Genomic DNA, 21,236 nt, shown 5'->3' with positions numbered 1-21,236 from the left:
CCGGGGCGGCTCAGTCCACCACGGTGCCGGCGGCGACCGCCGCCCGCAGCTCGCTGACGTCGATCGAGCCGGTCGGGACGTCGCGTTCGATCGGCAGGTACATCCGCTGCACCCCCGCCACCATGGCCTCGACCAGCTTGTCGCGGAACCGGGGAGCGATCAGCCGCTCCCGGTCGGTCGGCGAGGTGAGGTAGCCGACCTCGACGCGCACGGCCGGCATGCGGGTGATCCGGAGCAGGTCCCACGCCTTGGCATGGGTGTGACAGTCCCGCAGCCCGGTACGCGCCACGATCTCCCGCTGGACCAGCCCGGCCAGCCGTTCACCGGTCGCCGAGCTCACCCCGTTGTCGGTGCCGTAGTGGTACGTGGCGACGCCCTCGGCCATCGGGTTGGCATGGCCGTCGGTGTGCAGCGAGATGAACACGTCGGCGCCGAGCGAGTTGGCCAGTTGCGCCCGGTCGATGTCGGGCAGGCAGGTCTCCGGCGAGGGTCCTCGGGTGAGTTGCACCCGTACCCCGGACGCGGCGAGGCGCCCTTCCAGCCGACTGGCCAGGTCGTGCATCAGATCCGCTTCGGTCCAGCGCAGCGGGCCGTCCGTCACCACCACGCCCGGGTCGGTGCCGCCGTGCCCCGGGTCGATCACCACGGTCCGGCCGACCAGGGTCGGGCCGGACTGTCGGATGGCGTCGGACTCACGCAACCACTGCGGCCGGCCACCAACGACCTTGCGGCCCAGCCGGCGCAGGGCACCCATGGTGTGCGGACCGCAGGTGCCGTCGGGGACGAGTCCCACCTCGCGCTGGAACTGCGCCACCGCCCGGGAGGTGCGGATGCCGTAGATGGCGTCGGCCCGGCCGCTGTCGTAGCCCATCTCCAGCAGCCGTTCCTGTAGCGAGCGGACATCCTCGCCGGTGAGGGGGACCGGCACCGCGTGGTAGAGGGTGCGGGCACCCAGCCGCCAGCGGGCGGCGTCCAGGGCCCGCCAGGTCTCGGCACCGACCCGGCCGTCGACGCTGAGGCCCCGCGACTGCTGGAACGCGCGGACCGCCCGCTCGGTCGCCGGGTCGAACTCGTCGCTGTGCGGGCCGGTCGCCTTCGACAGCAGGTCGAGGCCGGTCAACACCGCACGGATCTCGGTCACTGCGGGTCCCCGGTCACCGGGACGGATCGGACGCACGCACGACCCCCTCTGCACGGTCGGTGGCTGCCAGGCCCCGCCGCCGACGGGGTGGGTGCCGTTGGCGGGAACCAGGTGCTCACCGGCGTCCGGCGGCCCCGGTTCGAGGTTATGCGCTAGGCGATCCGCTGGGGTGGTGGGCGGCGAAAAACGCGTCGACCCCGTGCCGGCGAGCGCGGCACGGGGTCGACGGCGACGTCGTCGCTGGGGTCAGAGCGCCGATTCGATCAGCTTGACCAGTTCGCCCTTGGGCTTGGCACCGGCGATCGACTGCACCGGCTCACCGTTCTTGAACACGGTGAGGGTCGGCACCGACATCACCCGGTAGGTCCGGGCGGTCTCCGGGTTCTCGTCGATGTTGAGCTTGACGATGCTGACCTGGTCGCCCATCTCGCCGGCGATCTCCTCCAGCAGCGGCGACACCTTGCGGCACGGCCCGCACCACTCGGCCCAGAAATCCACCAGGACCGGCTTGTCGGACTTCAGCACGTCCGCGGCGAAACTCGCGTCGGTGACCGACTTGGTTGCTCCCACTGTTGACCCCTCCTCCTCCTGCGTTGTGTCTGGTTCAGCTCTTGGGCAGCGTGGCGATGAAGCGTTCCGCGTCCAGGGCGGCCGCACAGCCGGTTCCGGCGGCGGTGATCGCCTGCCGGTACGTGTGGTCGACCAGGTCCCCTGCGGCGAAGACGCCGGGGATGCTGGTCCGGGTGCTGGGGGCCTGCACCTTCACGTACCCCTCGTCGTCCATCTCCACCTGCCCGCGGAACAGCTCGCTGCGTGGGTCGTGGCCGATCGCCACGAACACGCCGGTGACATCGAGCACCTTGGCCTCGCCGGTGTGGACGTTGCGTACCCGTACGCCGGAGACCTTGCCGTCCGCGCCGAGCACCTCCTCCACCACCGTGTTCCACTCGACCTTGATCTTGTCGTTGCCGAGCGCCCGCTCGGCCATGATCTTGCTTGCCCGGAACGAGTCGCGGCGGTGCAGGATCGTCACCGAGTCGGCGAAGCGGGTCAGGAAGCTGGCCTCCTCCATCGCCGAGTCACCGCCACCGACGACCACGATGTGCTGGTTGCGGAAGAAGAAGCCGTCACAGGTGGCGCAGGAGGAGACACCGTGGCCGAGGTACTCCTGCTCGCCCGGTACGCCGAGCGGGCGCCAGGCGGAACCGGTGGCGAGGATCACGGCCCGGGCGCGGTACGCGGTCTCCCCGACCCAGACGGTGCTCACCGCGCCGGGGTGACCGGTGTCGGTCAGCTCGACCCGGGTGACGTCGTCGGTCAGGAACTCGGCACCGAACCGCTCGGCCTGCTTACGCATGTTGTCCATCAGCTCAGGGCCGAGGATGCCGTCGGCGAAACCGGGGAAGTTCTCCACCTCGGTGGTCGTCATCAACGCGCCGCCGGACTGCACACCCTCGATCACCAGTGGCTTGAGGTTGGCACGCGCCGCGTAGACCGCCGCCGTGTAGCCGGCCGGCCCGGAGCCGATGATGACCAGGTTGCGGACCTCGTCCACTGCCGTCTCCCAATCGTGTTGACTGTCGTCACCGGCGTGCGGGCCGATGCCGATCCGAGTGCCGACGCGGCGGCAACTGATGTGCAGAACGTCATCGTACGAAGCGGGAATTCCCGAGCCGGTCACCCGGTGGGTCAGGTCACGTGGACGGTCAAAAGTCCGGCGACCGCAGGCTCACCCTACCCGCGTACGGTAACGGGCGTCCGAGCCGGACCCGGGTACCCCGCACTCCGGGCCGCTGACCCACGCCCAGTTCGTGCCGGAGGCGTCGGTGAACTGAAGGATCAGCGCCGGCAGCCCCTGGAAGTGGGCGTAGTCGATGACCTCGAAGGTCAGCGGTCCTCCGCGCTGCTCCGCACTGATCTCCGCGAGGCAGGCGCTCAGTGCCGTCTGGGTGCCGAGCCGGGCCAGATCACCCGGGGCGGGCAGGCGTTCCTGGTTCTCCGCGCCGAGCCCCCGGTCACCGTCGGTGGAGAACTGCCTGACGCTCGGAGTCAGGCCGGCCAGTGCCTCCGGCGTGTAGTCGGTGTCGCTGCGCTGGGGAGGGCCGACGACGCGGTACGGAGCGCCGGATGCGGCCGCGGCACGTTCGGGCGCCGATTCGGTGCCGGGCTGCCCTGCGGAATCCTGCGGGTAGGCGTGCGGCACCGCAGGGCTGGCGGCCCGCTCGTTCAGTGCGGTGTCGGTGGCGACGTCGGCCCCTCCGCCCGGTCGGAACAACTGGAGCGCGCCCAACCCGACCACCGCGGCGGCGGCGAGGGCAACCGGCCCGGCCACGCGGGCCCAGCGGCGACGCCGCCGACCCGGCCGCGACGACGAGGACCGGCCCTGGCCCGGCCGTAACGGGCCGCCAGGCCGGCGGGGACCGGCTGTCGGCTGGGTTGGCACGACAGTCAGCTTTCCGCCGGTCGCCGCCGCTCCGGAGTCGTCGTCGGCCCCAATCCCGTCTCTGGTGGCCAATTCCTGCTCGGGAGCCGCCGGCGTGGGCGCGGTGAGCGGATCAGCCGAGGCGAGAACGGCGCTGATCCGGTCGCTGATCTCCGGCGGAAGCTCCAGCGTCGGCTCGCCCCAGCCGGCCAGCTCGGCGCGGACGTTGTCGACGGCCGGGCCCAGCAGAGCGTGGGCATCAGCCCACGCCGGGTCCTGCGCCACCAGCCGGGCGATCTCAGTGTGCTCGGGGGTGCCGTCCAGCGCGCCACCGAGGTAGTCGGCGAGCAGGTCGTGGTCGACCTCCCTGAACTCCCCGGTACTCACGCTTCCTCCTGCTGGTTGGCGGCCGGCCGGGACCGCCCCGACCCCGATCGGACGCCCGATGGCTGCTTCGGGTTCCCACCGGTGACCTCCGGCACGTCCGGCCGGGCATTGTTCGCCGGCCCGGCGCCGGGTCGCAGGTGGCCGAGCGTGACCGCGAGCCGGGCGCGGCCTCGGGCGCAGCGACTCTTCACCGTCCCCTCGGCGACGCCGAGAATCCGCGCGACCTCGGCGACCGGGTAACCCTGCACGTCCACCAGGACGAGGGCGGCCCGCTGCTCCACCGGTAAGGCGGCCAGGGCGTCCCGGACGACCATGGCGGTGTCGTGGTCTCGTACCGGTGCGGCCGGCTCCACGCCGCCGGTGGCCGGACCTTCCTCCGGGCCGTGCACCCCGTCGGGCAGCGGCACCGTGGGGTGTGCCCGCCGACGGCGGATCCGATCGAGGCAGGCGTTGACCACGATCCGGTGCAGCCAGGTGGTGACCGCCGAGTCACCCCGGAACCGGGCGGCGGCGCGATGGGCGGACAGCAGCGCGTCCTGGAGAGCGTCCGCGGCCTCCTCACGGTCGCCGAGCGTACGCAGGGCGACCGCCCAGAGCCGGTCCCGGTGCCGGCGGAACAACTCGCCGAAGGCGTCCCGGTCACCGGCGACGTGGGCGCGCAGCAGATCGAGGTCGCTCACCGTGTCGTCCAGGGAAGCGGTGACCGGGTGGTTGCCTCCGGCGTCGCGTACCTCCATCACCCGACCCGGTGGTTGACGCCGTGCCGACCGCTCATGACCCCTGGACCGTGATCTCCTGCACCCCGATCTTGAAGCCGCCTCCGTTCGGCGGCAGCTCGGTGATCCAGAACAGCAGGTAGCGGTACTTCTTGTCGGCGTCGAAGCCGTCAAAGGTCATCGTGGTGCCGTCGTGCTCCTCGAAGGGCTGCCCGATCTTGTTCTTCAGGTACGCCGTGAGGACCTCGTCGTCGCCCGAGCTGGACGAGGGAGCGTTTGTCGTGCCGGTGAGCAGCTCCGCCGAGGCACCCCGGTCGGAGAGGTTGACCTGTACCGACTTGACGGTCCGCTCGGCGCCGAGGTCGATCCAGACGCCCATGCCCCGCTTGAGGTTGCCGAAGTTGCTGCGGTTGTAGGTCTCCGTGGACCAGCCCTCGTCCTGATCGCCGTCGAAGACCTTCTCGGCGTCGCGCACCTCGGTCCGGTCGTTGCTGTCCGGGTCGATGATCCGGGCGTCGCTGATCTTCAGGTTCCGGACCGTGGGCGTTGCTGGCTCCTCGCTCACCGGCGAGCTCGATGTCGGTGCCGCAACCGGGTTGGTCTGCGGGTCACCGTCGCGGTCGCCGAGAGTGCTGATCCCGATCAGCAGCCCGATCAGGGCAACCGCAAGCAACCCGGCGATGCCCAGGGCGACCTTCCGCCCGCCGGCAGCGGCCAACGGTGACGGCTCCTCGCCGGTCTCGCCGGCGAACCGCAGCGGGCCGTTGTTGTCGAGGTAGTCGTCGTCGGGCACGTCGAGCCGGGCCAACTCCGCCGTCAGCACGTCCGACGGGGGTGGGGCGATCTCGGCGTCGAGCAGATCCATGGTCAGGTCGTCCAGGTAGGCCGGCACACCGGCCCGGACCTGACGGGGTGCCGCGACGGCCCCGTTCGCATCGCGTACCGCGTCGGGAATGGCCGCCCGACCATGCCCGGCGGTGGCGCCACGCAGCGGCGCCTCGGCGTGCGGCCAGTAGCCGGTCATCGCGAAGTAGAGGATGCCTCCGACGGCCCGGACGTCGCTCTCCTGGCTGTCGTCACCATCGGTGCGGGCGTCCGCGAGCACCACCCGGCCGTCATCACTGATCATCACCGTGCCCGGGTGCACGTTACCGTGCACCATGCCGGTGGCGTGGACGGCCGCCAGGGCGCTGGCGACGGAGTTGCCGACCGCTGTCGCGCGGGCGGCGTCCAACGGCCCGCTCGCGACCAGGTCCCGCAGGGACTGACCGTCGACCCACTCGCGTACCACGTAGGCCCGCTCGGCTTCGTCGATGGCGTCGTACACACCGACGAGGTTGGGGTGGACGACCCGGCTGGCGGCGACGGCGGCCTGGAGCATCTCGGTGGCGGAGTCGCCACCCGGGTAGCGCATGACGACCGCGACGGGTCGGCGGAGCACGACGTCGACCCCACGCCAGACCAGGCGGCCCGCGCTGTCGTTGTTGATGTGCTCGACCAGTTCGTAACGTTCGGCGAGGATCTCACCGGCCGTCGGAGCACCGAAGGTCATGACCGGCGGAGTGGTCTCGTCCGCGTCCTGACCCTCGCCGACCTGGGTCACCCGTCCTCCCTCGGTGATCGTGTCGATCGATGGACCCGCGCTGCTGGGCATCTGCTTCCCGCTCCGCCTTCGTCTGGTACCGGCCGGCCGGTCGCAGCAGGGTGCCGCGCGCCGGTTTCTGCCGTACCCGTCGAGTGCGACCTTACCCGGGATGGCCCGGTCCCCGACATGTCATCTTCCCGCCGTCCCGTGACGACGAAGTCAGCGGTCGGCGGACTCGTCCCGTTACCGCCGTTGTCGGCCACGTTGCTGGTACCTGTACCAGCCAATCTAGAGGTTGACCTCAATCGGCTCCGGCCGGGGCGGAACCTGTCGCACCGGTGGGTTCGGCAACGCCGGGTTCCCGTCGATCGGCCGGGCATGCTCGGCCGTCCGGTTGGTTATCCACAGGCCGATCCGTCAGGTGAGCGGCGGCGCGCGGAGTTATCCACAGGGACATCCCCAGCCTGGTGATCCGCAGTGACTCTGGGTGCGTGCCGCTTCGGGTGGCGGTTCAGCGGCCGAGGCGGCGGCGGACCATGCCGACCACCTCGGTGATCTCGGAGATCCGCAGCACGGTCGCCAGGCCGAGGTAGGTGCCGCCGATCACCGCGCCACCCACCACCAACTGCACCATCGCCGCCAGCCAGGTCGGCGTGTCGCCGCCGGGGAGCAGGGTCACCACCAGTAGGCCGACCAGCGCGGCACCGATGGCGGCGAGGGTCACCCGGCCGAGGGTCCGCAGGATCGCGCCCAGCCCGATCCGACCGACCCGGGGGCGCAGCAGCCAGGCCGACGCGATGGCGGCGGCCAGGTAGGAGACCGTGTTGCCGATCATCATCCCGGCTCCCGTGAAGCTCGGCGAGAAGACCAGGAAGAGCGCGATCTGCACCCCGACCCGCAGCGCCACCACCGGAATGTTGATCAGTGCCGGCATCCGGGTGTCCGGCAGCGCGTAGAAGGCGAAGGTGAACAACTGACTGATCGCGAACGGGACCAGCCCGATCGCGGCGACCAGCAGCACGGTCGACGTGGCCACCGCGTTGTCCGCGGTGAAGGCGCCGTAGCGGAAGACCACCACCGAGATCGGGGTGGCCAGCACCGCGTAGCAGACAGCGATCGGGGCGAGCACGGCGCTGACGGTTCGCGTACCCCGGCTCAGGTCGCTTGTGAAGTCGTGGAATCGGCCGTCGGCCGCGGTGGAACTCATCCGGGGCATCAGCGCCGTGATGATCGAGACAGCGATGATGCCGTGCGCCATCATCAACAGCAGGAAGACGTTGTTGTAGATCAGCAGGCCGGCGTTGTCGTCGCCGGCCGCTCGGGTGAGCAGGTTGACCACCACGAAGAGACCGAGCTGGTTGACCGCCACGTAGCAGAACATCCAGCCGCCGAGTCGAGCCAGCTCACGCAGCCCGAGTTCCCGGAAGTCGAACCGCAGCTTCCACCGGAAGCCGACCTTGCGTAGTGCCGGCAGCAGACCGGCGGCCTGCACCGCGACGCCGAGCAGTGTTCCCCCACCGATCAGGAGGACCTGGTTCAGTCCCACGTCGGCGGGCTGCCGGGCCTGGGCGCCGAAGACGACGATGTACGTGCCGAAGGTGGCGATGGCGACCAGATTGTTCAGGATGGGCGCCCACATCGGCGCCGCGAAGTGGCCCCGGGTGTTCAGAATGGCTGCGATGAGCGCGCTGATGCCGGTGAAGAAGAGCATTGGCAGCATCAGGTACGACAGCTTGGTGACCAGGCCGGTGTAGTTGGCGTCCTTGCCGCTTGCGTAAAGGCTGGTCAGTACCGGTGCCGCGATCACCGCGATGAGCACGGTCGCGGCGAGGGCGACGACCGCCAGGGTCAACAGCCGCTGTGCGTACGCCTGGCCCCGGTCGGAGTCCAGCTTGCTCCGGCGGACCAGCACCGGGATGAGCACGCTCGTCAGGATGCCGCCGAGCAGGAACTCGTACACCTGCTGCGGCAGGAACATGGCGGTGGTGAAGACGTTGCCGATCAGGTTGCCGAGGGCCGCGCCGATCATGAGGTTGCGGAGGAAGCCGGTACCCCGACTGACCAGGCTGCCGATCGCCATGATCGCGCTGTTGGCGGCGGCGCTGCTCTCCGCCATCTGCTCCTGGGGCGGCGCGACCGCCTCGGCCGCCGGCTGGTTGAGCGGCTCGGCGGAGATGAACGTGGCTCCGTCACCGGGCCGGCTGCCGGGCGCGCCGCCCTGCTGGGCGTTCGCGCTGCGGTAGAGCCCGCCGCTCATCTGTGCCTCCAAGGGGTACGCCGGAGCCGGCACCGGCCCGCACGTCACAGACCTTAGTCAACCCTCGACCGTTACCCGCGCCCGGCGGAGGCGATGCCGGTCAGGACCGATAGGCTGCGGATCCGATGTCCGAAACCGCCGCATCCCACGCCACCGACCGCCGCGATCTCACCGCCGCGCAGCGCAACGCCGTCGCCGAACTGCTCCGGGTCTCCCCGGTGGCCGACGAGTTGGGTCGCCGGTTCGCCGCCGCCGGTCACGAACTGCACCTCGTGGGCGGTTCGGTACGCGACGCCCTGCTCGGCCGGCTCGGTGAGGATCTCGACTTCTGCACCGACGCGCACCCGGATCAGACGCTTGACATCGTGCGGGGCTGGGCCGAGGCGATCTGGGAGACCGGCCGCGAGTTCGGCACCATCGGCTGCCAGCGTGGCGGGCTGCGACTGGAGATCACCACCTTCCGCGCCGAATCGTACGACCAGGTCAGTCGCAACCCGGTGGTCGCCTACGGCACCAGTCTCGTCGAGGACCTGCGACGGCGGGACTTCACCGTCAACGCGATGGCGGTGAGCGTTCCCGAGCACCGGTTCACCGACCCGTACGGCGGCCTGACCGACCTGGCCGCGAAGATCGTGCGTACTCCGGGCACGCCCGCCGAGTCTTTCGGCGACGACCCCCTGCGGATGCTGCGGGCCGCCCGCTTCGCCGCGCAGCTGCGCTTCGCGGTCCACCCGGACGTGCGGGCGGCGATGACCAGGATGGCGAGCGACCTGGACCGGATCACCGCCGAGCGGATCCGCGACGAGTTCACCAAGCTGCTCTGCGGCGCGGACCCGATCTCCGGCCTGCGGCTGCTTGTCGACACCGGGCTGGCCGAGCGGTTCCTGCCCGAGTTGACCGGGCTCAAGCTGGAGATCGACGAGCACGCCCAGCACAAGGACGTCTACGAGCACACGCTCACGGTGGTCAGCAACGCCGTGTCATACGAGGAGGACGGACCGGACTTCATCCTGCGGATGGCCGCGCTGATGCATGACGTGGGTAAGCCGGCGACGAAGGCGATCGGCCCGGACGGGCGGGTCAGCTTCCACCACCACGAGGTGGTCGGTGCCCGGCTGACGAAGGTGCGGATGAAGGCGCTGCGCTACCCCAAGGACGTCACGACGAAGGTGACCGAGTTGGTCGCGCTGCACCTGCGCTTCTACGGGTACGGCCGGGGCGAGTGGACGGATTCGGCGGTACGCCGGTACGTGACCGACGCCGGTGACCTGCTGCCCCGGCTGCACAAGCTGACCCGCTCGGACTGCACCACCCGCAACCGGCGGAAGGCGGCCCAGCTGGCGGCGGACTACGACGCGTTGGAGGAGCGGATCGCCCGGATCGCCGCCGAGGAGGATCTGGCCCGGGTCCGGCCCGACCTCGACGGCAACGCGATCATGGAGCTGCTGGGGGTGCCACCCGGGCCGGTGGTGGGGCGGGCCTGGAAGCACCTGAAGGACCTGCGGCTGGAGCGTGGACCGTTGGACCGCGACACGGCCGAGGCGGAGCTGCTGCGCTGGGCCCGCGACGAGGGCATCCGCGACTGACCAGCGACGCGAGCCGATCGCGTCCGATGTCCACTGTGCCTGTACCGAGGCGACGGCCGTACGTCGAAACGCTCACGTATCGACCGAACGGTGGACGCGGTGCCAGCGAGGTTCGTCCATGATGTGTTCACGTCCATCAGCCCGCTGCTTCGCAGCTGGAGGCGGGACGATCCAGTATCGATCCGACCGCCCATCGGGCCTGGTCGACGACCGACGGGGGCACATCCAGTGAATCGCCGTGGCGCATTGCGCCGCTCGGCGGCGGCGGGGCTCGCCCTTGCCACCGCTTCGTCCATGCTCACCGTCGCGACCGGCGGTGCCGCGATGGCCGCTCCGGCCGACCAGCCCCGCGCCGAGGTGCTCGGCACCAGGGGCGTCGGCGCCGTGCCGGACCGCTACATCGTCGTCCTCAAGGACCGGGGGGCGACCAACAGATCCGTCCGGGCCGCCGCCCCGGCGCTCACCGGCGCGAACGGCGGGTCGGTCCGCCGGGTGTTCGGCCACGCCCTCAACGGTTACTCGGCCACCATGAGCCAGCGGCAGGCGGACAAGTTGGCCAGCCACCCCGACGTGGCCTACGTGGAGCAGGTGCGGCGGCTGTCGGCCAACAGCGGCACGCAGAGCAGCCCGCCGTCCTGGGGCCTCGACCGCATCGATCAGGCGTCGCCGAAGTTGAACGGCAGCTACAAGTACCCCAACACCGGCAGCTCGGTGACCGCGTACATCCTGGACACCGGAATCAACATCGCCCACCAGGACTTCGGCGGTCGGGCGAGTCACGGCTACGACGCCATCGACTCCGACGAGGTCGCCCAGGACTGCAACGGCCACGGTACGCACGTCGCCGGGACCGTCGGCGGCACCAAGTACGGCGTGGCCAAGGGCGTGAAGCTGGTCGGCGTACGGGTGCTCGACTGCGACGGTTTCGGCACCACCGAACAGGTGATCGCCGGGGTCGACTGGGTGACCGAGCACGCGCAGAAGCCGGCCGTGGCCAACATGAGCCTCGGTGACGTCGTCGCCGTCCCGTCCCTCGACGAGGCGGTCAACCGATCGATCGCGTCCGGCATCACCTACTCGATCGCGGCCGGCAACAGCTGGATGGACGCCTGCAAGGCGTCACCGGCCCGGGTGCCGGACGCGATCACGGTGGGCGCGACGGACCGGATCAACATGCGGGCGTGGTTCTCGAACTACGGCAAGTGCCTCGACGTCTTCGCGCCCGGCGCGAGCATCGTGTCGGCGCGGCACAACAGCAACACCAGCAGCGCGGTGTTCAGTGGCACCTCGATGGCCGCTCCGCACGTGGCAGGGGCTGCGGCATTGCTGCTGAGCACCAACCCGGGCTGGACGCCGAAGCAGGTCCGGGACCGGATCGTCACCACCGGCCTCGCCGGCGGGGTGTACGACACGAAGGGTTCGATCGACCGGCTGCTGACCGTCGGATCGGTCACGCCGACCCGCTACTCGCACGGCTTCAAGGCCCGCTCCAACGGCAAGTTCGTCACCGCCGCCAGCAGCACCAAGCCGCTGGTGAACAACGCGACGAGCATGGGCACGGCGCAGCGGTTCGACTTCGTCGACGCCGGCAGCGGCCTGGTCGCGCTGCGCTCCAGGGCCAACGGACTGTACGTGGTGGCGCCGAGCAACGGCACCAAGCCGCTCATCGCCAGCCACAAGACGATCGTCACGTCGGCCAAGTACACGATCGTCAATCATACCGACGGCACGGTCAGCCTCAAGTCCAAGATCAACGGCAAGTACGTCACGGCATCCACGTCCGGCAGCTCGTCGATGATGGCGAGCAAGACCTCCATCGGCACCAACGAGAAGTTCACGATCGACGCAGCGCCGCCGATCGTCAGCCTCAGGTCGAAGGCCAGCGGCAAGTACGTGGTGGCCGCCAGCAGCACCAAGCCGCTGGTCGCCAGCAGCACGACCGTCACCAAGGCGGCGAGATTCGACGTCATCAACGCAGGTGACGGCTTCTTCGGTCTCCGGGCCCACGCCAACGGCAGGTACGTGACCGCGGCGAGCAAGGGCACCAAGCCGCTGGTCGCCAGCAGCACGGGACGGGGTCTCTACGAGACGTTCGACTTCGCCAACTACAACATCGACGGAACGATCTTCCTCAGGGCGGGCGACAACCAGGCGGTCTCCGCCGGGTCGTCCGGCACCAGCCAGCTGATCTCGAACAAGACGATCCAGTGGTCGGTTTCCGGCCTGGGGCTGGGCAACGGCGAAAGATTCTTCGTCTTCACCGCCTGATCCGTAGCGGCACGGCCGGCGCCCGCCGGAGCTCCCGAACACCCGGGACGCTCCGGCGGGCGCTCGCCTTTGCCGCCCCTGCTCATGAGGGGACAATGGCGGGATGCGTTGGACCGTGCTCGACTCACCGATCGGGGAGTTCTCCGTGGCCACCGACGGGGACGGCGTCTGCGGGGCGCATTTCGGCCCGGTCGGTGACGGGACGACCGAGCCGGCCGACGAAACCTCCCGACGGGCGGTGGCCGAACTGCGTGCGTACTTCGCCGGGGAGTTGACCGACTTCGGGGTGCCGGTGACCGTGCCGCGCGGCTCCGCTTTCGAGCGGGCGGTGTGGCGGGAGATGACCCGCATCCCGTACGGCGAGACGCTGACCTACGGCGAGGTGGCCCGGCGGGTCGGTGACGCCGGAGCGGCCCGGGCGGTCGGCGTGGCCTGCAACCGCAACCCCATCCCGGTGATCGTGCCGTGTCACCGCATCATCGGGGCGGGCGGGAAGCTTGTCGGTTTCGGCGGTGGCCTGGACCGCAAGGTCAAACTGCTGGAGTTGGAGGCCCGGGTGGCCCTGCAACGCGCCTGGTCCTGATCAGCCCGGCGCGGGCAGACAGCCACCGTCGGCGATCCGGGTACCGATCTCCACCACGATGTCGTCCTGGCGGACGCTGCCGAAGACGCACGCCCGGCCGGTCCACCCCGCGAAGATCAGCCCGTCGCCGGGGCCGAGATCGAGTCGCCCGGGCGGCCTGACGACCACTTCGGTGAGGCCGGTGGCGGTCACCGCCCGCCGTACCGCCTTCTCGTCGGGCTCGTCCCGGCCGCCGGCGGTCATCAGATTCAGGCCCTTGAGCACCTCGGTGGCACAGGCGCGAGCGCCGGCAGCCGTATCGGGTTCGAGCGTGCCGCGTTCCCGGAAGGCGTCGTTGGCGGCCTGCTGACGGCGGAGCATCTCCTCGCGTACCCGTTCGTCGGACATCGGATGTCCGGTGCCCAGCGGTGTCGGCGCGGTCGACGCGCCGGACGGGTCGGCGGGTCTCGTCACGACCTCCGGCGGTGCTGTCGCCGTGGCGGCACAGCGGGCCTCGACCACCGACGGCAGGGGGTTGGGCGGCACGGCCTCTCGGTCCGACTCGGCCGTCGGACGGCTGCCCGGGACGGCACAGGCGAACAGGCTGGTGGTCAGCAAAGTGCCCGCGAGAGCGGTGGCGACCCGGCGTACCGAACTGGCGGCGTGCGTAGCGTCGGCGAACGGCACGACGATCAGCGTAACGTTCCGCCGTCGACGACGCCGCCCCGTGCGCCTGGCGCGGGCCGAGCTGAGACGGCGAGGGCCAGGTCCGTGCGGACCCAGCCCTCGCCGTCAGTTGCTGGTGGTCGGCGCGTCAGCGCTCGACCTCGCCGGCGATGAACGCCTCGACGGCGGCGTGCGCGTCGTGGTCGGCGTACTGCACCGGCGGGGACTTCATGAAGTACGACGAGGCCGACAGGATCGGGCCGCCGATCTTCCGGTCCAGCGCGATCTTCGCGGCCCGGACGGCGTCGATGATGACACCTGCCGAGTTCGGCGAGTCCCACACCTCAAGCTTCAGCTCGGCGTTGAGTGGCGTGTCACCGAACGAGCGGCCCTCCAGGCGGATGTACGCCCACTTACGGTCGTCCAGCCACGGCACGTGGTCGGACGGGCCGATGTGCACGTCGCTCTTGGCCATCTCGTGCGGCACCTGGGAGGTCACCGACTGGGTCTTCGAGATCTTCTTCGAGACCAGGCGGTTGCGCTCCAGCATGTTCATGAAGTCCATGTTGCCGCCGAAGTTGAGCTGGTACGTACGCAGCAGCTCGACGCCCCGGTCCTCGAAGAGCTTCGCCAGGGCGCGGTGCACGATGGTGGCGCCGACCTGGCTCTTGATGTCGTCGCCGACGATCGGCAGGCCCGCGTCGGTGAACTTCTGCGCCCACTCGGGGTCGGAGGCGATGAACACCGGCAGGGCGTTGACGAACGCGCAGCCGGCGTTCATCGCGGCCTGGGCGTAGAACTTGTCGGCCTGCTCCGAGCCGACCGGCAGGTACGAGACGACCACGTCGACCTGCGCGTCGCGCAGCGCCTTGGCCACGTCGACAGGCGTGGCGTCGGACTCCTCGACGATCTCGCGGTAGTACTGGCCGAGGCCGTCGAAGGTCGGGCCGCGCTGCACGGTGACGCCGGTCGGCGGCACGTCGCAGAGCTTGATGGTGTTGTTCTCGCTGGCGACGATCGCTTCCGCGAGGTCCATGCCCACCTTCTTGGCGTCGACATCGAACGCCGCGACGAACTGCACGTCAGAGACGTGGTAGTCGCCGAAGGTGACGTGCATGAGACCCGGGACGCGGTCGTTGGGGTCGGCATTCCGGTAGTACTCGACGCCCTGTACCAGGGACGAGGCGCAGTTACCCACACCGACGATGGCGACGCGGACGGAGCCCATCGCGTGTGCCTCCTTCTTTTCTGTCACGGCCGCTCTGTCCTGGTCTCACCAGGCGGAGGCGGGTTGTTGTCTTGTCGTGGGCCGCCGGCCGTCCCGTCGTGCGGGACCGTCGGGGCACGGCCGGAGCGCTCGTTGGCGATGAGCTCCTCCAGCCAGCGGACCTCACGCTCACAGGCCTCCAGGCCGTGGCGCTGCAGCTCCAGGGTGTACGCGTCGAGGCGCTCGGCCGCCCGGCCCAGCATGTCGCGAAGGCCCTCGCGGCGTTCCTCGATCGTGCGGCGGCGACCTTCCAGAATTCGGAGTCGGGTCGCCTGGTCGGTTCGGGAAAAGAACGCGAAGTGCACACCGAAGCCGGTGTCGCCGTACGTCTCCGGCCCGGTCTGCGCGATGAGCTGGGCGAAGCGTTCCTTTCCTTCCGCGGTGATTTCGTAGACCACCCGACCTCGTCGGCTGGTCAGCGCGGGAACCTCCTCGGCGGTGGCGGGTGTCTCGTCGGCCTCGGTGATCCATCCCGCCGCCTGCAGCCGGCGCAGGGTCGGATAGAGCGAGCCGTAACTGATGGCGGCACGGATCGCCCCGAGCTTGGCGGTGAGCTCCTTGCGCAGCTCGTAGCCGTGCATCGGGGCCTCCTGCAACAGGCCGAGGATGGCGAGTTCGAGCACCGGCCATCCTCCCTTTACCCTGTGCGTGGAGCGGTAACCGCCACGATGTATCGGACCGATACATCGCACCGTAGCGGTTCGTTTCAGTCTGGGCAAACCCCCGTTCTGATGTCCTCCGGTCACGGATCGTCACGGTGGTCGCCTCGCCAGAAGAGACCGCGTACCCTTTCCCGCATGCGTACGCAGCGCCAGGTCGTCGACTACTCGCTCCGAAAGCGAGCGGCGCTGCGTGAGCTCCTCGCCGGCCGCGTCGGCACCTATGACCTGTGCGACGCGTCGCCCTACCTGAAGAACGCGGCTCGGTTCCACGGCGAAGCCACCGACGAGCGGTGCCCGATCTGCCGTAGCGAGAACCTGACCCTGGTCCACTACATTTACGGGGACGAACTCAAGCAGTCGGCCGGCCAAGCCCGTAATGTGGCTGAGCTGACCGTGCTGGCGATGACGCTGCGTGAGTTCCAGGTCTTCGTGGTGGAGGTGTGCCTCGGCTGTGACTGGAACCATCTCGTCGAGCAGTACCTGCTCGGGCGGGACGGTCTGACCGGCGTCGCCGACGGCGACCCGGAGCACGGTGAGGCGGGCGGCATGACCGCCGACGGAACGGGTGTGCGGCGAAGGCGAGAGGCGCAACGGTGATTCGAGCTCGATCGGCCGACCCCGGTCGCGTGCGACGCGGCTGGGGTGACCGACGGCTTGTAGGTCTGAATGGTCCGATTGATGCGGATCTGACGCCGGGACCACGGCACCCCCGTGCCGGGCTCGCAGGTGTCACAACTCACGGCAAACCGGTGGCGGTGCGACCGCGCCCCACCGCGACGGCAGGGTGTGAGGAATGAACTCGTACGGCGATCCCAGCTCCTCGCGCGGCCGGGCCTGGATTCCGGGCCAGGACGACTCGGGGCAGGCGGACGACGCGTACCGCCGCCCGGGTGGTGAACCGCGCGAAGTCAACTGGTCGACCGGGCCGGAGACATCCGGCCCGTCGGCCCGTGCCTCGGTCGGCGGACGTGCCTCGGTCGGCGGGTCGGCGAGCGTTCCGCCGCGCGGCGGTTCGGCCGGCGCGGCGTCGGTCGGCCGGGCCGGTCCCGGCCGCGCCTCCGTGCCGGTCTCGCCAGGCGTCCCCGGCCGTGCCTCGGTGCCGGTCTCGCCAGGCGTCCCCGGCCGTGCCTCGGTGCCGGTGTCGCCGGCCGGTCCCGGACGTGCCTCGGTGCCGGTCTCGCCCGCCCCGGGTCGCGCCGGTCGGGCTTCGGTGCCGGTGTCGCCGGCCGGTCCTGGCCGCGCCTCGGTCGGTGCCGCCGCTGTCGGCGCGGCGTCGGCCGGTCGAGCGAGCGTCGGATCGGCGTCCGTGGGTGGCGTCGGCGGTCGCGCCGCGGTGGCCCGGGCAAGCGTCGGCGGCCCCGGTGGGCCGGGTGGTCCCGGTGGACCGGGTGGACCGACCCGGCCCGGTCGCGGTGGCCGTGACCCGGGTGCGGTGGCCCGCGCCCGCAAGCGCAAGCGGATGAACATGCTGATCGCCGGTTTCGCGGTGTTCATCATGCTGGCCGGCATCGGCGTGGTCGGGTTCACCTACTACTCGACGAACGTGGTGCTGCCCAAGGAGATCCCGCTGCCGTTGTCCACCACCGTCTACGCCAAGGACGGCAAGACGCTTGTCGCCAAGCTCGGCAACGAGAACCGCACCTTCGTCACCATCGACAACATCCCCCAGCACGTGCGCGACGCCGTGGCCGCCGCGGAGGACCGGAACTTCTACCGGCACTCGGGCGTCGACTACAAGGGCATCGCCCGGGCCGCGTGGAACAACCTCTCCGGCGGCGACAAGCAGGGTGCCTCGACCATCACCCAGCAGTACGCCCGCAACGCCTACGAGAACCTCCAGGACGACAGCTACGCGCGGAAGGTGAAGGAGGCGATCCTCGCCTCCAAGCTGAACGACAACTACACCAAAGACCAGATCATGGAGAACTACCTCAACGTGATCTACTTCGGTCGTGGTGCGTACGGCATCGAGGCGGCGGCCCAGACGTACTTCAACACCAGTGCGAAGAAGTTGACGGTGGCTCAGGGCGCGGTGCTGGCCGCGCTGATCAAGCAGCCGGTCGCCAGCGCCACCCACAAGGGCTTCGACCCGGAGACCAACGAGGTCGACGCGAAGTCCCGGTGGGAGTACGTCGTCAACGGGATGGTCGAGGAGGGCTGGCTGGACGCGCCGGGCAAGGAGCAGCGGCCGACCGAATACCCGAAGGTCGAGAAGTCGAAGAAGAACAACGGCTTCGGGGTCGCCACTCCGCGCGGCAACGTCATCAACTACGTCCGCAAGGAGATGGAGGAGTGGGGCCTCTGCTCCAACTCCGGGGCCGAGGGCAAGCCCAGTTGCGTCGACGAGCTGCGCGAGGGCGGCTACCGGATCACCACCACCATCGACCCGAAGATGCAGAAGGCGCTGGAGGAGGCGGCCCAGCCGGACCGCAAGGGCTCGGTGCTCAAGGGACAGCCGAAGAACCTGATGGCGGCGGCGGTCTCCGTCGACCCGAAGACCGGCCGGGTGCTCGCCTACTACGGCGGTGACAACGGCACCGGGTTCGACTACGCCGGCCTGAACACCAACCAGAACGGCGATCTCGTCGGCGGCCACCCGCCGGGCTCGTCGTTCAAGGTCTACACCCTGGCCGCGGCGATCGACGCCGGCATCTCGGTGAAGTCGCACTGGGACGCGACCCCGTTCAAGCCCGAGGGCTACAAGGACGAAATCCAGAACGCGAACCGGAACGCGAGCTGCGCCAAGTGGTGCACCCTGCAGCACTCGACGGTGCAATCGTATAACGTGCCGTTCTTCCACCTCACCGAGGAGATCGGCGAGGCCAAGGTCATCGACATGGCCCGGCGCGCCGGCATCCGCACCATCTGGACCGTGGACCCGCCGAAGGCGTACGACCTGACCAAGCACAAGCCCGAGGACCTCGGGCGCTCGAAGTTCGACCGGGTCATCGGCTTCGGCCAGTACCCGATCACCGTGCTGGACCACGCCAACGGCCTGGCCACCCTCGCCAACAAGGGCAAGTACAACAAGGCGCACTTCGTCCGGACGGTGGAGAAGCAGAACAAGGCCACCGGCAAGTGGGACAAGGTGCCCGGCACCGGCGAGAAGCTCAAGCCGCAGCAGGTGATCCGACCGGAGGTCGCCGACGAGGTGACCGCAGTGCTCAAGGAGATCCCCGGCAAGAACAATGCCAGCCTGGTGAACCGCCAAGCCGCCGGCAAGACCGGCACCTGGGAGCACAACGGCACCCCGCGCAACGCCCACGCCTGGATGGTCGGCTACGACGAGAACGTGGCCACCGCCGTCTGGATCGGCAGCCGCGACCCGAAGAAGCCGACAATCGTCGACAAGAACGGCGACGATATCGGTGGTGGCAGCTTCCCGGCGGCGCTGTGGAAGCGGTACATGGACGACGCCCTGAAGGGCTACGACCCGTCCGACCTGCCCGACGTGACCGGCGTCGGCGATCAGGACGCCGGCAACGGCGAGGAGCCCGCCCCGCCACCGCCCCCGCCGGGCGGCGGTGACGGCAACGGCAACCAGCAGAACTGCAATCCAACGGATTTCCTCTGCCTGCTCGGCGGTGGCAACAACGGCGGTCCCGGCGGTGGCAACAACCCGGGCGGCCCACCCGACGGTGATCAGGAGCAGGGCGGTCGAGGTGGCGGCCTGCTACCACCCAGAACGACGAGCCGGAGGTAGCTCCCGCTGACGCCACGGGCGGCCGGAGAACGATACCGGCCGTCCGCAGCGCCGTATCGCGGCCGTTTCGATGGCGGTGATCGATAAACTGAGAGGTATCCGGTAAATGGTTCAGCGACCAAGCTAGAACTTCACACCGGAGACCTCGTGGCCACCCTAGCGGTGACGAGGCGGCTCGACCTCACCGACGTCCAGTGGCAGCGGCTCGCTGCGCGGCTGCCTGCCGCGTCGGGCAGCGGCCGGCCGCCGAAGTGGGACAGACGGCAGCTCATCGACGGAATCCAGTGGCGGATCCGGATTGGGTCCCCGTGGCGCGACGTCCCGGCCGAATATGAGCCCTGGCAGACGGTCTACGGCCTGTTCCGTCGCTGGCAGCGCGACGTAACTGGGACAAGATCCTGTCCGCGTCGCAGGCCGCGCAGATGCGGAAGGCCGGATTGCCTGGACGGTCAGCGTGGACTCGATAACCAGCCGCGCCCACCAAACACGCCGCCGGCGCCCGCAAAGACGGCCACCTGCAGAAAGAGCCACCCGGCGGGGTGCACGACGAACCCGCCGATCACGGGCTCGGACGACTTCGCGGCGGTCTGACCACCAAGACGCATCTGGTGTGTGAGCAGGGGCAGAAGGTCCTGTCGATGGTGGTGACCGCCGGGCACCGTGGTGATAGTCCACAGTTCATCCCGGTCCTGCGCCGCATCAAGGTGACCCGTCTCGGCGTGGGCCGGCCCCGCACCTGCCCCGACCTGGTCCTGGCCGACAAGGCATGCACCAGCCGCGGCAACCCCGCCTACCTACGCAAGCGTGGCATCAAGGCATGCATCCTGAGCAAGAAAGACCAGGACGCCCACCGCAAAGCCAAGGGCAGCCGCGGCGGACGCCCACCGAAGTTCGACCCAGACCTCTACCGGATGCGACACGCCGTCGAGAACGGCATCGCCCGGCTCAAACGCCACCGCGGCGTGGCCACCCGCTACGACAAGTTGGCCGTCCGATTCCAAGCCGTCCTGACCATCGTCATCATCTGCGAGTGGCTCTGACCGACTTATGAAACACGCCTTAGCTGCCCACCGAGGAAATCCCGGCATTTCCATCTAATCGGGCAGGGTGAGTCCACGCCTAATCGACCATCGACATCCTCTGATGGGAACTGTAAGGTGATGAGGTAGCACGTCCAGCCGGTATTCTGCGATCATCGGGGAGAAGCGTATGGCGCTAAAGTCACTTTTAACTGCGGCAACCTTGGCGACTGTCTTGGTTGGCGGTGCTTTAGCTTGTGCCCCGGCAGCTAGTGCCTCCGTTTCCCAGGGGTACATCTCCGGCTCGGGTACTGTTACCGACGACTGGGGCGACGAAGGGCCCCTAAGCATGAATTCTCACCGGTACAGCCGGGCAACGGCAGCATGGCAGCTCTTTCTCAAAAATGAGGGCTTCTACACTGGATCTGTCGATTGCGACTTTGGGCCTGCGACCAGGTCCGCCACCATCGCATTTCAGCAGCGATACGGACTGACTGTTGATGGCATCGCGGGACCTCAGACCTTGGGAAGGGCTGACAACTTCTTCGTTCTTTCCGGTGAGTACGTTTATGTCAGCGGTCTGCGCCTGTTCCGTCGCAGTGGTGGCGTGTACTATGTCTACGACACCCCTAACGATGCGTGGAGATCGACTTCCTACACTTCGGCAGCCTACTGCTAGTGCGTCGTCAGTTGGTACGGTTTATTGAGTATTGAGGTTGCCTGTGATGAGTGTCGACGGTGGCCATCCAGAACCTTCTGGATGGCCACCGAGGCCGATGGAATACAGTCGATTAGATCGACGTGGCATGCTGGGGATTGCTGGCATTGTGGCGGTCGGACCAATCTTTGTATGTCTTCTCTATTCGGCTGAGCGTCCTGTCTACTAGCAAGAGAACAGCCCGCTTATGATCACTGGGCATGGCCAAGGGCGAGCCGTCGACCACCGTGCGGACTGGAACACGGTGGAGAAGCTGCAGGCGATGATGAGCGCCCAC

The 21,236-nt window shown here is 69.3% G+C and carries 16 protein-coding genes and 1 pseudogene; 7 read left to right on the top strand and 10 right to left on the bottom strand.

Going from position 1 to position 21,236, the window contains the following annotated elements; translation table 11 throughout:
- Nucleotides 1-10: 10 nt before the first annotated feature.
- The 7 genes from O7601_RS06775 to murJ all read right to left on the bottom strand — a co-directional run bounded on the left by O7601_RS06775 (nucleotide 11) and on the right by murJ (nucleotide 8,508).
- Nucleotides 11-1,177 (bottom strand): N-acetylmuramoyl-L-alanine amidase, encoded by a 1,167-nt coding sequence (locus O7601_RS06775; protein ID WP_281565361.1) that lies wholly within the window; start codon nucleotides 1,175-1,177, stop codon nucleotides 11-13.
- Between the two features lie 210 nt (nucleotides 1,178-1,387).
- Complete coding sequence (trxA, locus tag O7601_RS06770) at nucleotides 1,388-1,711, bottom strand: thioredoxin (protein WP_164448776.1); 324 nt, start codon at nucleotides 1,709-1,711, stop codon at nucleotides 1,388-1,390.
- Nucleotides 1,712-1,745: 34 nt separating this feature from the next.
- A complete protein-coding gene (trxB, locus tag O7601_RS06765; RefSeq protein ID WP_281565360.1) occupies nucleotides 1,746-2,696 on the bottom strand; it encodes a thioredoxin-disulfide reductase in 951 nt (316 codons plus the stop codon).
- 174 nt (nucleotides 2,697-2,870) lie between these two features.
- On the bottom strand, nucleotides 2,871-3,950 hold the full coding sequence (locus tag O7601_RS06760) for a hypothetical protein (RefSeq protein ID WP_281565359.1): 1,080 nt from the start codon (nucleotides 3,948-3,950) through the stop codon (nucleotides 2,871-2,873).
- A complete protein-coding gene (sigM, locus tag O7601_RS06755) occupies nucleotides 3,947-4,687 on the bottom strand; it encodes an RNA polymerase sigma factor SigM (RefSeq protein WP_281565358.1) in 741 nt (246 codons plus the stop codon). The genes O7601_RS06760 and sigM overlap by 4 nt, the downstream gene beginning before the upstream one ends.
- Before the next feature lie 34 nt (nucleotides 4,688-4,721).
- A complete protein-coding gene (locus tag O7601_RS06750) occupies nucleotides 4,722-6,320 on the bottom strand; it encodes a protein kinase family protein (protein WP_281565357.1) in 1,599 nt (532 codons plus the stop codon).
- A 442-nt stretch (nucleotides 6,321-6,762) separates the two neighbouring features.
- Nucleotides 6,763-8,508: a murein biosynthesis integral membrane protein MurJ gene (murJ, locus tag O7601_RS06745; protein ID WP_281565356.1), complete on the bottom strand. Its 1,746-nt coding sequence runs from the start codon at nucleotides 8,506-8,508 to the stop codon at nucleotides 6,763-6,765.
- 125 nt (nucleotides 8,509-8,633) lie between these two features.
- Here murJ and O7601_RS06740 point away from each other — a divergent pair, with 125 nt between their 5' ends.
- The 3 genes from O7601_RS06740 (at nucleotide 8,634) to O7601_RS06730 (ending at nucleotide 12,945) form a co-directional block, all read left to right on the top strand.
- Nucleotides 8,634-10,094 carry a CCA tRNA nucleotidyltransferase gene (locus O7601_RS06740; RefSeq protein WP_281565355.1) on the top strand — a complete coding sequence of 487 codons (1,461 nt, stop codon included), beginning with the start codon at nucleotides 8,634-8,636 and terminating at the stop codon, nucleotides 10,092-10,094.
- A 90-nt stretch (nucleotides 10,095-10,184) separates the two neighbouring features.
- Nucleotides 10,185-12,362, top strand: coding sequence for a S8 family serine peptidase (locus O7601_RS06735; RefSeq protein WP_281565354.1), 2,178 nt, complete (start codon nucleotides 10,185-10,187; stop codon nucleotides 12,360-12,362).
- Nucleotides 12,363-12,465: 103 nt separating this feature from the next.
- The gene (locus O7601_RS06730) at nucleotides 12,466-12,945 is read left to right on the top strand and encodes a methylated-DNA--[protein]-cysteine S-methyltransferase (RefSeq protein WP_281565353.1); all 480 of its coding nucleotides are present in this window, start codon (nucleotides 12,466-12,468) and stop codon (nucleotides 12,943-12,945) included.
- Here O7601_RS06730 and O7601_RS06725 read toward each other — a convergent pair whose 3' ends face one another.
- From O7601_RS06725 to O7601_RS06715, 3 genes are all read right to left on the bottom strand, one after another.
- Complete coding sequence (locus tag O7601_RS06725; RefSeq protein ID WP_281565352.1) at nucleotides 12,946-13,611, bottom strand: hypothetical protein; 666 nt, start codon at nucleotides 13,609-13,611, stop codon at nucleotides 12,946-12,948.
- Nucleotides 13,612-13,738: 127 nt separating this feature from the next.
- The gene (locus O7601_RS06720; RefSeq protein ID WP_281566822.1) at nucleotides 13,739-14,818 is read right to left on the bottom strand and encodes an inositol-3-phosphate synthase; all 1,080 of its coding nucleotides are present in this window, start codon (nucleotides 14,816-14,818) and stop codon (nucleotides 13,739-13,741) included.
- 23 nt (nucleotides 14,819-14,841) lie between these two features.
- Nucleotides 14,842-15,480, bottom strand: a complete 639-nt coding sequence (locus tag O7601_RS06715) for a PadR family transcriptional regulator (RefSeq protein ID WP_281565351.1) — start codon at nucleotides 15,478-15,480, stop codon at nucleotides 14,842-14,844.
- A gap of 174 nt (nucleotides 15,481-15,654) precedes the next feature.
- Here O7601_RS06715 and O7601_RS06710 point away from each other — a divergent pair, with 174 nt between their 5' ends.
- The 4 genes and pseudogenes from O7601_RS06710 (at nucleotide 15,655) to O7601_RS06695 (ending at nucleotide 20,920) form a co-directional block, all read left to right on the top strand.
- Nucleotides 15,655-16,116 (top strand): DUF5318 domain-containing protein, encoded by a 462-nt coding sequence (locus tag O7601_RS06710; RefSeq protein WP_281565350.1) that lies wholly within the window; start codon nucleotides 15,655-15,657, stop codon nucleotides 16,114-16,116.
- A 196-nt stretch (nucleotides 16,117-16,312) separates the two neighbouring features.
- On the top strand, nucleotides 16,313-19,222 hold the full coding sequence (locus tag O7601_RS06705; protein ID WP_281565349.1) for a transglycosylase domain-containing protein: 2,910 nt from the start codon (nucleotides 16,313-16,315) through the stop codon (nucleotides 19,220-19,222).
- 216 nt (nucleotides 19,223-19,438) lie between these two features.
- Nucleotides 19,439-20,262, top strand: a pseudogene (locus O7601_RS06700) (IS5 family transposase).
- Between the two features lie 169 nt (nucleotides 20,263-20,431).
- Nucleotides 20,432-20,920, top strand: a complete 489-nt coding sequence (locus tag O7601_RS06695) for a peptidoglycan-binding domain-containing protein (RefSeq protein WP_348650234.1) — start codon at nucleotides 20,432-20,434, stop codon at nucleotides 20,918-20,920.
- The last annotated feature ends 316 nt before the right edge of the window (nucleotides 20,921-21,236 follow it).

Origin of the sequence: Verrucosispora sp. WMMD573, from assembly GCF_027497175.1 — a bacterium.
GTDB lineage: Bacteria > Actinomycetota > Actinomycetes > Mycobacteriales > Micromonosporaceae > Micromonospora.
Note: the sequence above shows the minus strand (reverse complement) of the source record. Positions and strands in the feature narration are given on the sequence as shown.